The sequence below is a fragment of the Pseudomonas sp. HMWF032 genome (assembly GCF_003060885.1).
Classification (GTDB): Bacteria; Pseudomonadota; Gammaproteobacteria; order Pseudomonadales; family Pseudomonadaceae; genus Aquipseudomonas.
Genome location: NZ_QAIG01000005.1, coordinates 1,230,775 through 1,239,079, shown reverse-complemented (window position 1 = coordinate 1,239,079; position 8,305 = coordinate 1,230,775). Strand labels below are relative to the sequence as shown.

Genomic DNA, 8,305 nt, shown 5'->3' with positions numbered 1-8,305 from the left:
GCTCTGCGTGCTGTTGGGTTGCGTGCTGGGGTGCGGGACGTCGGCAAGGCGGATGATCGGGTAGGCGGTAGGCGTGTAATCAGGCTCAGGGGGGGGGGTGTTTGCCAGTCATTGACTGAGTAGCGCTGGAGAATTTGCGCGAGCCGTCCGTTGCGGCGCAGTTCATTCAGGCCCGTGCGCAGCATCTCGAGGCGTTCTGCGGCGTGAGGGTCGGCCGGTGACAAGGCAATGTGCAGGTTGGCACGGTAGCCGGGCAGTACGCCTGCCAGGCGGGTGAGGTGAGCAATTCCCATTTTGCTGACTTTGCGCTTGAGCACGTTGCAGTTATCCAGCACCAGATCAATGCGTTTTTGCAGCAGCATCGACATCAGGCTGCGCAGGGGTAACTCGCCTTTGGCCTGGTACACCTGCGGGTGGTTGCTGCGCAGGTACTGGTCGAGCGGGCCGCCGGCATCGTAGTGATAACCCTGAATGACGCCGATGTGGTGCTGTTGCAACGCGGCAATATCCGTGAAACGCCAGGGGTCAGTGTGCCGGGTCAGAAAGCAGGTGCTGTCTTCGCCCATAACCAGTTGCAGGCGTTTATCAGGGGCGCTGTTGTACGTGTTGGCCAGAAGGATCTGCGCACCACCGTTAGCCACCACCTGTACGGCGCGTGACCAAGGCTTGAGTCGGTAGTTGATGGTGAGGCCCTGTGCCGCAAAGATTTCTTCCAGCACTTCAACCATGTAGCCGGGTTTGCCGCTGGCGGGGTCGCAGTTATAGGGGCAGAACTCGTCTCCGACCAGGCGTATGGGCTCAGCCGCCACCACGGAGGTGCTGCACAGGCAGCTGGTTAGCAGGGTTAAAAGGACGCGCCGTACGGTCAAACCGGTGACTCTCTTTCTGTGGTTGGGGCGGTGAAAAACGGGTTGCTGATGTGAGGGTAACCATCCCGGCGAGTGATGGCCATGCCCCATCTGTGTTTTAGCCCGTGTCTGTATGCGAATCCGCTGTGTGCGGCGGGATCTGTGCCGCAGTGTGTTGCGCTCGAATTGACGTGCCGCAGCTTCTACACTGCATGGGCACGCCGTTACGAGCCTTGTCCATGTACGAAAGCATTCGCCTTAAACGCCGCAAGTTGGATGTGTCGCAGCTTGAAATCGGTATGTTTGTCTGTGAGGTGGACCGCCCCTGGCGGGAAACGCCGTTTCTGTTTCAGGGCTTTCCGCTGCTCACGGTGCAGGATTTACGGGCGGTGCAGGAGTGCTGCCAGTACGTATTTATCGATGAGTTTCAGCGCGTCAAGGTCAGCCTGATGCCCTCTTCCAGTGGGCCGGACGCGCCCCCGTCTCACAAGCGTGCGCCGTTATCCAAAGAGATGCAGCAGGCGCGGCGCAACCGTGACAAGAGTTCGCAGCTGATCAAGGATGTGTTTTTTGACATCCAGCTTGGGCGCGGCATCAACACGCTGGCGTGCCGCGAGGTGGTGCAGGAAAACTTGCAAAGCCTGCTGCGTAACGAAAGCGCCATGCTCTGGCTGACGCGCATGAAAAGTCAGGATGAGTACACCAGCCAGCATTGCCTGTCGGTGTCGATCATGGCCATGGGGTTTGGCCATCACCTCGGGTTGGTGGGCGAGAGCCTGGAGCAGCTCGGCATCAGCGGCATGCTCCACGATGTGGGTAAGATCCGTGTCGATCCACTGGTGCTGAACAAGCCGGGCAAACTGACGGCCGACGAGTTTGAGCACATCAAGGAGCATGCGGTGCTCGGCTATAAGCTGCTGCTCAGCCACCGCGACTTGCCGTCGATCGCCATTGATGTGGCTCACGGGCATCACGAACGCCTTGACGGGCAAGGTTATCCGCGCGGTCTGGGCGCGGCGCAAATCCCGTATTTCACGCGCATCATCAGCATCATTGATTGCTTTGATGCCATCACCAGCCGGCGCGTGTACGACAATGCACGCAGCGTCAAAGACGCCTTCAAGGTGCTGATGGATTGCCGCGACAGCCATTTCGATGCCGAACTGGTCATGCGCTTTATCGAATGGCTGGGCATCTTTCCGGTTGGCACGCTGGTGGAATTGCACACGGGCGAGATTGGCCTGGTGCTGGAGAAACACCCCAAGTTGCAATTGCGGCCCAAGGTGGCGGTGCTGATTGATGCAGAGGGCCAGCGCTGCGCGCCGCGCTTTCTGGATTTGTCGAAAATCTGCACCGACGCGCAGTCGCAGCCGTATCGCATCACCGCCTGTTTAGCCGATGGCTCGATGGGCTTGAGTCTGTGTGATCCACAGGTGCAGGCGTTGCTGGATAACCGCGAGCTGGCCAGTCTGGATGATGAGGCCGAAGTGCCGGAATTGTTGGCTCACTGGCAGCGTTACAACCACGAGGCTGAACCGTCCGTGGAGTAAAGTCTTAGCCGAAGACGTTCTCGCGGAAGCAATGCTGGATGTGCACGATGTCGTCGGCTTGGGCCAGTAGCGCGTGCAGGCAATCGGGGTCGAACATCGTGCCGGAGCGCTCCGTCATCCAGGCAAAGGCGTCTTCATTGCGCCAGGCGGATTTGTAGGGGCGGTCACTGGTTAGCGCGTCGAACACATCGGATACCGTGACAATGCGCGACTCCAGTGGAATGGTTTCACCGCTTAAACCATCCGGATAGCCGCTGCCGTCGTAGAGTTCATGGTGGTGCAGGACGATGTTGCGCAGCATGCCCACCTGGCTGACGCTGGCCAGGCCGAAGTTGGCCAGTAGCTGATCGATCAGTTCCAAACCTGCGCGTGAGTGCTGGCGCATAATGCGCTGTTCATCCTCATCCAGCCGGCCCGGTTTGAGCAGCACGCGGTCGGGGATGGTGATTTTGCCCAGGTCGTGCAAGGGGGCGAACAGGTAAACGTGCTCCACAAAACTGTCGTCCAGGCCGCGTGGGCCGGCCAGTTTTTGCGCGATGAGCCGCGAATAGCGGGACATGCGCTCAAGGTGGTTGCCGGTTTCCGGGTCGCGGGCGTGGGTCAGGGTCATGGCGGATTTAAGCGTGGCCAGCAAGGTGCGTACGCTGGAGCGCTCGTTGTAGACCATCAGGCTGGCCAGGTGGCTGAGGACATCCAGCTCACTGAGCAGCATGCCTTGGAAGACATCGCTGCTGCGGGCATTGAAGAACACAAAGCCGAAAAAGTAGCCATTGACGCACATTGGCAGGGTATAGCTGGAGCGATAGCCCGCATCCAACAGTGCCTGGACGTGTTGTTTTTGGTTGCCTTGCAACAGGGCAAAGTCGTTGATCACGCGTGGTGTCTGGTTGACGGCGACGGCTTGCAGCCAGGTGGTGTCCTTGAGTTTGGCGTGGTAGAAGGGCAATGAATTGGGACCGTCCTCAACGGCGACGAAGGTTTTTACCCAATCGCTGCCATGGTCATACAGGGCGATGGCCAGGCGCTGCACATGCGGGTACTTGAGTTGCAGGGTTTGCAGCAGGTGGTGCAGTTTGTGCTGCAGCGGGCTTTGATCCTGCAAGTCATGTAACTGTGACATTCCTTGTTTCCCCTTCAGGCGTGTCTGCTGTGAGCGTAGCCGTCATAGGCAAGGCTGCCAACGTAGTGTGCGGACCTGCGCAGCCTAGGTCGGCCCAGTCAGTTAATCGACGCTATGCCCCTAAAACGAAGCCCCGCAGGAGCGGGGCTTCGTTTACCAGTCGTCGTGGTGGCGGCGCTGGGTTTTGCGCCAATGGTTGTGCGGATATCGCGGTTCGGCCACGTAGTAAACCGGCGCGGGTGTGTAGTAGACCGGGCGTGGCTCGTAGTAAACAGGCCGCGGTTCGTAATAAACCACGGGCGGTGGGGCGCGATAGACCGGTTGTGGTTCGTAGGCCGGCGCGGATCGCTGGCTGACCAGGACACCGCCAAGGATGGCGCCGATTACTACACCCGCGGCCACATCGCCACGGTCGGCTGCCAGAGCCTGTTGGGCACCGGCGAAGGCCAGGCTGGCGATCAGGCCGGTGATGAGGGGGGAACGCGCGTGCATGGTCGAAACTCCTTTGTGTGCCGGTCTGCTCCGGTCACTGTGTTCGACTGCGCGGGATTGCCGGCATTTCGCAAGGCAATGTAAATCCTGTGTAAAGAGCAAGGTCTGGCCTAGCCTCGGCGATTACCCGCTGCACTGGCACGTTGCAGTGGTTGGCACTGGTTAGGGTCATAAGTGCCAACGTAGGGGTTGCCGTGCCCCATCACACAGCCAACCTGCTGGTTGCGCCAGCGTTCCCATTCGCTGACCGGGTACTGGCGATTCCAGGCTTCGTACGTTCGCCGGTCAAGCGAAGACAGGCGCAGCTGGTAGCGTTCGGCCATGTACAGGTAGATGCGTGCCGATGCCCCTCGCGCGTGTTGTGGCGGCATGGCGATCTTGCCCTTGAAATTGACCACCATAGGGCAGGCACCGTATTGGCTGGGTTTCTCGCTGAGCATGCCAAGGGCATAGTTGGAGCGGTCACCATTCACTTCGCCGATGCTGGGCACCAGGTTGTGCAGGTCGGCTTCAGCGGCCTTGAAGCGGGCGTCGTTGCGTGCGCAGTTCTTGCGTCCGCCTTGTTGCCAGCACTGGCGCTGGTGGCCGATCACCCAGGCAGGTACCACATGTTCCCATTCCACGCGTTGGGCGCGGCGCAGTTGTTTGCGCGGCTGGTAGCCACAGCTGCTGAGGTCGACGCGGTTGCCGCTGTAGCTGCACTGGCAGTAGAACGTAATAGGGCGTGTGGCGTAGATCTGCCAGGCAATTTTCTTGGCGGCGTTGAAGCTTTGCGGGGCTTCGGCGTGAGCAGGCAGGGTAAATAGCAGGCAAAACAGGACAAGCAGGCGCAGCATGGGCTTCTCGGCGGCAAAAAGCCGCGGATCATACCGCTTAAAGCGCTCTGTTACGGGGCTTTTGTCGGGTGTGGGTGGCGGATTTCAATTTTATTCCGCCCGAGCAGCACTCTTCGGGCACAACCTGAGCTTGTATCGCTAGGTGCTTGATTGCGCAGTAAGTCATGCCTTTGGGCAGAAAAACTGGCCGATCTGGATTTTGTTGCTAGCGTTACCTCACCACACCGCAGCGGATGACCTCCACTGATGAACACTGTGCAGCGTTTACCCAGGCTGGAAATGCGCCCCCACAGCATGTCGGCCATGCTGCTGCGTTACGGGGCTGTGGCCGGGCTGGTAGTGGTTACGCTGCTGATGTTGGGCGGCTGCGCTTCGCGGCAGGATCATCAGGCCATTATCGAGAACCGCAGCCCGATCAAACCCACCGAGTTTTTTCAGAGCCACGCCGACCGCATGGCCACCTTGGGCATGCGCAATAACCTCAACAGCCTCTATCGCCTGATGGACAAGCTCTACCTGCGTAACCCTCGCGAATGGCGCAAGACTGGCCTGCCTGATGCCGAGGCGGCCAAGCGCGCGGTGCATCGTGCCATTGAGCTGGATCAGCCGCTGCCACAACTGGGTGGGCGTACCGACATTGCGGCGCTGAGCTATGCCTTGAGCGCCGAGTACCAGGGGGACCGGGTTGGAGCCTTTATCTACTCCCTGGCCAGCATGTTGATCACGGCCCATGGCGGTCGTACCGAGTATTACCTGAGTGACACGCTGGATCCTCAATTCATCCACAACGCCGCGCGCAATATGGAAACAGCCAGCTGGATGCTGGCTCGTCGTACCGATGCCGGTGGCAAGCCGTGGCTGCTGTCCAACGAGATTTCTGCGGATGGGCACAACCTCAGCTATGCCGTGGAATTCGGCAAGATCGTCGCGCGTCTGGACCTGCTTACCGACGTTCTGGATGAGCGTTACCGGCGCATGGGCGTCAATTATGCGCAGGGCCTGTTATTCCTGAACTTCCTGCCGGTGCAGTAGTGTCCTGCTAGGTTATCTCCAGACCTTCGTCCTGGAGTCGACTGTGCCCTGCAATCTGGTTGCAGATGTTTGCAGCTCTGTGCTTTGAGCGTTTCGGGGGATCGTTTCCACTGATGCTTGCGGCCGTTCACCACGCCGTAGACGCAGAGCAACACGCAGGCGATAGGCGCTGCGACGCGGCATGCATGTTTCGCCGTCAGTTCCAGCGTTGGTAGATGGTATTCAGACTGCCGGCCTGCTTCAGCCGCTCCAGGGCATCAGCGAATACTTTGGCGCGGGCATGATCGCCTTTGGCAAAGGCTACATAGCGCGGCATTTCTACCAGTGGTTTGTGCAGGATGCGCACACCCTGTTCGGCGCGTTGTTCGCGCACGAAATACATCAGTTGCACCCGATCACCGACGATAATGTCAATGCGCCCGGCCAGCAGCATGGACACCAGTTGACGCGGATTCTGTGCGCTGGTGTCACGCCGCAAATCGGCTTTATCGAAGTCTGATTGGTAGGCGTATCCGCGGACTTGGCCAATCACATACTGCGACAGGTCATCCAGGCTTTGCCAGTCATGGATGGCCGTCTTGCCGGTGGTCATAAATACCGTCGAGCCAGTGCGAATGGGCCCGACCAGCTCATACTGCTGCATACGCTCCGGGGTGCCCGCAAACTGGAAGGCCATGGCGACTTCACTGCGGTCGAGCATGCGCTTGACGCGCTCCCAGGGGTACAGTCGCAGGTTGTAGGCAATCTTGGCCTCCTGCAACACGGCCTCGACCAACTCGACATCCAGGCCGTGCGGCTGGTCATCCTCAAGGGTGACATAGCTGTAAGGGGCAAACTGTTCGTCACCCACCACATGCCAGTCTTCAGCCTGTAACGACCAGGGCAGCAATAGCATCAGGTACAGCGCAGTCATTCGCATGAGAGCCTCCGGCAAAACGTTGGTGAGCGGAGTGTTCGTTATTGATGCTAGTCAATTACGCAGTGCCTGCAGGGCTAACCCGTGGCTCAATTGTTACAGGCATAAAAAAGCCCCGACATGGGCCGGGGCTTCTGGCGGCAGGCTGAGTTAAACCTTGCGCACAAATTCGGATTTCAGCTTCATTGCGCCGATGCCGTCGATTTTGCAGTCGATGTCATGGTCGCCATCACACAGGCGGATGCCTTTGACCTTGGTGCCTACCTTGACCACCAGGGATGAGCCTTTGACCTTGAGATCCTTGATGACGGTGATGGTGTCACCATCCTGCAGTACGTTGCCCACCGAGTCCTTGATCACTTTGGCATCATCTGGTGCATCCGTGGCGCCGTCAGCGGTCCATTCGTGGGCGCATTCCGGACAGACCAGTTGAGCGCCGTCTTCGTAGGTGTATTCGGAATTGCATTTGGGGCAGGGCGGCAGCGTACTCACGGCGAGTCCTTGTTCGGGCAAAGAATAAAGGCCGCATAGTGTATAGGGTTTTAGCTGTTTTTGCCCTCATCAGCCGCCTTGCGGCTGCTGACGAGGTGCCGGGTATCAGAAGTGCGCTTTTACCAACAGGCTGGCGGTGTTCTGATCTGTGCCATCGAGAATCACGTCGCCGAGGAAGCTGTCGTTGTCGATACCGTACTTGTCCTTCCAGTAGTCGTATTCGATACCCACATACAGTTGCTTCTCGCCCCAGTTCATCGCCTTGCCTAGGTCGTATTTGATCTGCGGGTTGAAGTGCAGGTTGGCGTGGTAGTTCTTGTCGTTGTCCACCACCCAGTCCATGAAACCGTCAATCACGATATCGGATGTGCCAACTGGGATGGTGTAGCTCCATACCGGTGTGATCTGCCAGACATTGTCGCCGTCGCGCTTGCCGTCTGTAGTGCGGTTGTAGAAGTTGAGCGAGAAGTAGTCGAAGCCTGGAATGGCCAGGTCGAAGCCAGGGCCGATCAGGTAGGAGTCGACATCGTTCTCGCCGAACTCGTAGGTGGTGGCGAGCAACACATCTTTGATCGGGCCCAATTCCAGCTTGCTATCGAACAGCTTGCCGAAGGACAGCCGCGGCGACAGCTCACCATAGAAGGTATGGCCATCGCCCGCGCCATTGGTGGCGTCAGTGTTGTATTTGATGGTGTCAACGAAGAAGAACAGGTCACCAAAGCTCCAGCCACTGGCGTGTTCAAAGGTGATGGTCTGCTGGATTTCCGGATCGATCTTGTAGTCCTGGCCATAGAGGTAGCTCAGGCTGTTGTTTTGCCAGTGCAGCAGGTCACCTGCCATGGCCTGGCTGCCCGCCAACAGGCCAGCGGCCATGGCGAGAGAGGAAAGAGTGCGGTTCATTGAATGGTGCTCCCCAAGTGCTGATATCTAGTTTTAAACCTGTCTGAGTGGTCAGGCTGGCGGTGTTTCAGCAAGAACGAGGCCAAATCGTCCAGTGACGTGCGGTGTAGGCTCTGCAC

General features: G+C 58.8%; 9 protein-coding genes. 2 read left to right on the top strand and 7 right to left on the bottom strand.

Annotation, left to right across the window (positions count from 1 at the left end):
* Positions 1 to 869: ABC transporter substrate-binding protein (locus DBR00_RS08480; protein WP_218276603.1), on the bottom strand; the 869-nt coding region annotated here is incomplete at its 3' end.
* Between the two features lie 218 nt (positions 870 to 1,087).
* On the opposite strand from DBR00_RS08480, the gene DBR00_RS08475 reads away from it, so the two are divergent.
* Positions 1,088 to 2,398, top strand: coding sequence for an HD-GYP domain-containing protein (locus DBR00_RS08475; protein WP_256582955.1), 1,311 nt, complete (start codon positions 1,088 to 1,090; stop codon positions 2,396 to 2,398).
* 4 nt (positions 2,399 to 2,402) lie between these two features.
* Here the strand turns inward: DBR00_RS08475 and DBR00_RS08470 are convergent, their stop codons facing one another.
* The 3 genes from DBR00_RS08470 to DBR00_RS08460 all read right to left on the bottom strand — a co-directional run bounded on the left by DBR00_RS08470 (position 2,403) and on the right by DBR00_RS08460 (position 4,846).
* Positions 2,403 to 3,518 carry an HD-GYP domain-containing protein gene (locus tag DBR00_RS08470; RefSeq protein ID WP_108486042.1) on the bottom strand — a complete coding sequence of 372 codons (1,116 nt, stop codon included), beginning with the start codon at positions 3,516 to 3,518 and terminating at the stop codon, positions 2,403 to 2,405.
* A 153-nt stretch (positions 3,519 to 3,671) separates the two neighbouring features.
* Complete coding sequence (locus DBR00_RS08465) at positions 3,672 to 4,010, bottom strand: hypothetical protein (RefSeq protein WP_256582954.1); 339 nt, start codon at positions 4,008 to 4,010, stop codon at positions 3,672 to 3,674.
* A 110-nt stretch (positions 4,011 to 4,120) separates the two neighbouring features.
* A complete protein-coding gene (locus DBR00_RS08460; protein ID WP_108486043.1) occupies positions 4,121 to 4,846 on the bottom strand; it encodes an endonuclease in 726 nt (241 codons plus the stop codon).
* Between the two features lie 294 nt (positions 4,847 to 5,140).
* Here DBR00_RS08460 and DBR00_RS08455 point away from each other — a divergent pair, with 294 nt between their 5' ends.
* Positions 5,141 to 5,878: a hypothetical protein gene (locus tag DBR00_RS08455; RefSeq protein ID WP_256582974.1), complete on the top strand. Its 738-nt coding sequence runs from the start codon at positions 5,141 to 5,143 to the stop codon at positions 5,876 to 5,878.
* A 196-nt stretch (positions 5,879 to 6,074) separates the two neighbouring features.
* Here the strand turns inward: DBR00_RS08455 and DBR00_RS08450 are convergent, their stop codons facing one another.
* The 3 genes from DBR00_RS08450 to DBR00_RS08440 all read right to left on the bottom strand — a co-directional run bounded on the left by DBR00_RS08450 (position 6,075) and on the right by DBR00_RS08440 (position 8,186).
* Positions 6,075 to 6,797, bottom strand: coding sequence for an ABC transporter substrate-binding protein (locus tag DBR00_RS08450; RefSeq protein ID WP_108486044.1), 723 nt, complete (start codon positions 6,795 to 6,797; stop codon positions 6,075 to 6,077).
* 147 nt (positions 6,798 to 6,944) lie between these two features.
* Complete coding sequence (locus tag DBR00_RS08445; RefSeq protein WP_108486045.1) at positions 6,945 to 7,286, bottom strand: zinc ribbon domain-containing protein YjdM; 342 nt, start codon at positions 7,284 to 7,286, stop codon at positions 6,945 to 6,947.
* A 105-nt stretch (positions 7,287 to 7,391) separates the two neighbouring features.
* The gene (locus tag DBR00_RS08440; RefSeq protein ID WP_108486046.1) at positions 7,392 to 8,186 is read right to left on the bottom strand and encodes an outer membrane protein OmpK; all 795 of its coding nucleotides are present in this window, start codon (positions 8,184 to 8,186) and stop codon (positions 7,392 to 7,394) included.
* Positions 8,187 to 8,305 lie beyond the last annotated feature (119 nt).

Bases quoted from the DNA above. Each gene is read 5' to 3' on its own strand.
- DBR00_RS08475 (WP_256582955.1), top strand. From the start codon at position 1,088: ATGTACGAAAGCATTCGCCTTAAACGCCGCAAGTTGGATGTGTCGCAG.
- DBR00_RS08470 (WP_108486042.1), bottom strand. From the start codon at position 3,518: ATGTCACAGTTACATGACTTGCAGGATCAAAGCCCGCTGCAGCACAAA.
- DBR00_RS08465 (WP_256582954.1), bottom strand. From the start codon at position 4,010: ATGCACGCGCGTTCCCCCCTCATCACCGGCCTGATCGCCAGCCTGGCC.
- DBR00_RS08460 (WP_108486043.1), bottom strand. From the start codon at position 4,846: ATGCTGCGCCTGCTTGTCCTGTTTTGCCTGCTATTTACCCTGCCTGCT.
- DBR00_RS08455 (WP_256582974.1), top strand. From the start codon at position 5,141: ATGTCGGCCATGCTGCTGCGTTACGGGGCTGTGGCCGGGCTGGTAGTG.
- DBR00_RS08450 (WP_108486044.1), bottom strand. From the start codon at position 6,797: ATGCGAATGACTGCGCTGTACCTGATGCTATTGCTGCCCTGGTCGTTA.
- DBR00_RS08440 (WP_108486046.1), bottom strand. From the start codon at position 8,186: ATGAACCGCACTCTTTCCTCTCTCGCCATGGCCGCTGGCCTGTTGGCG.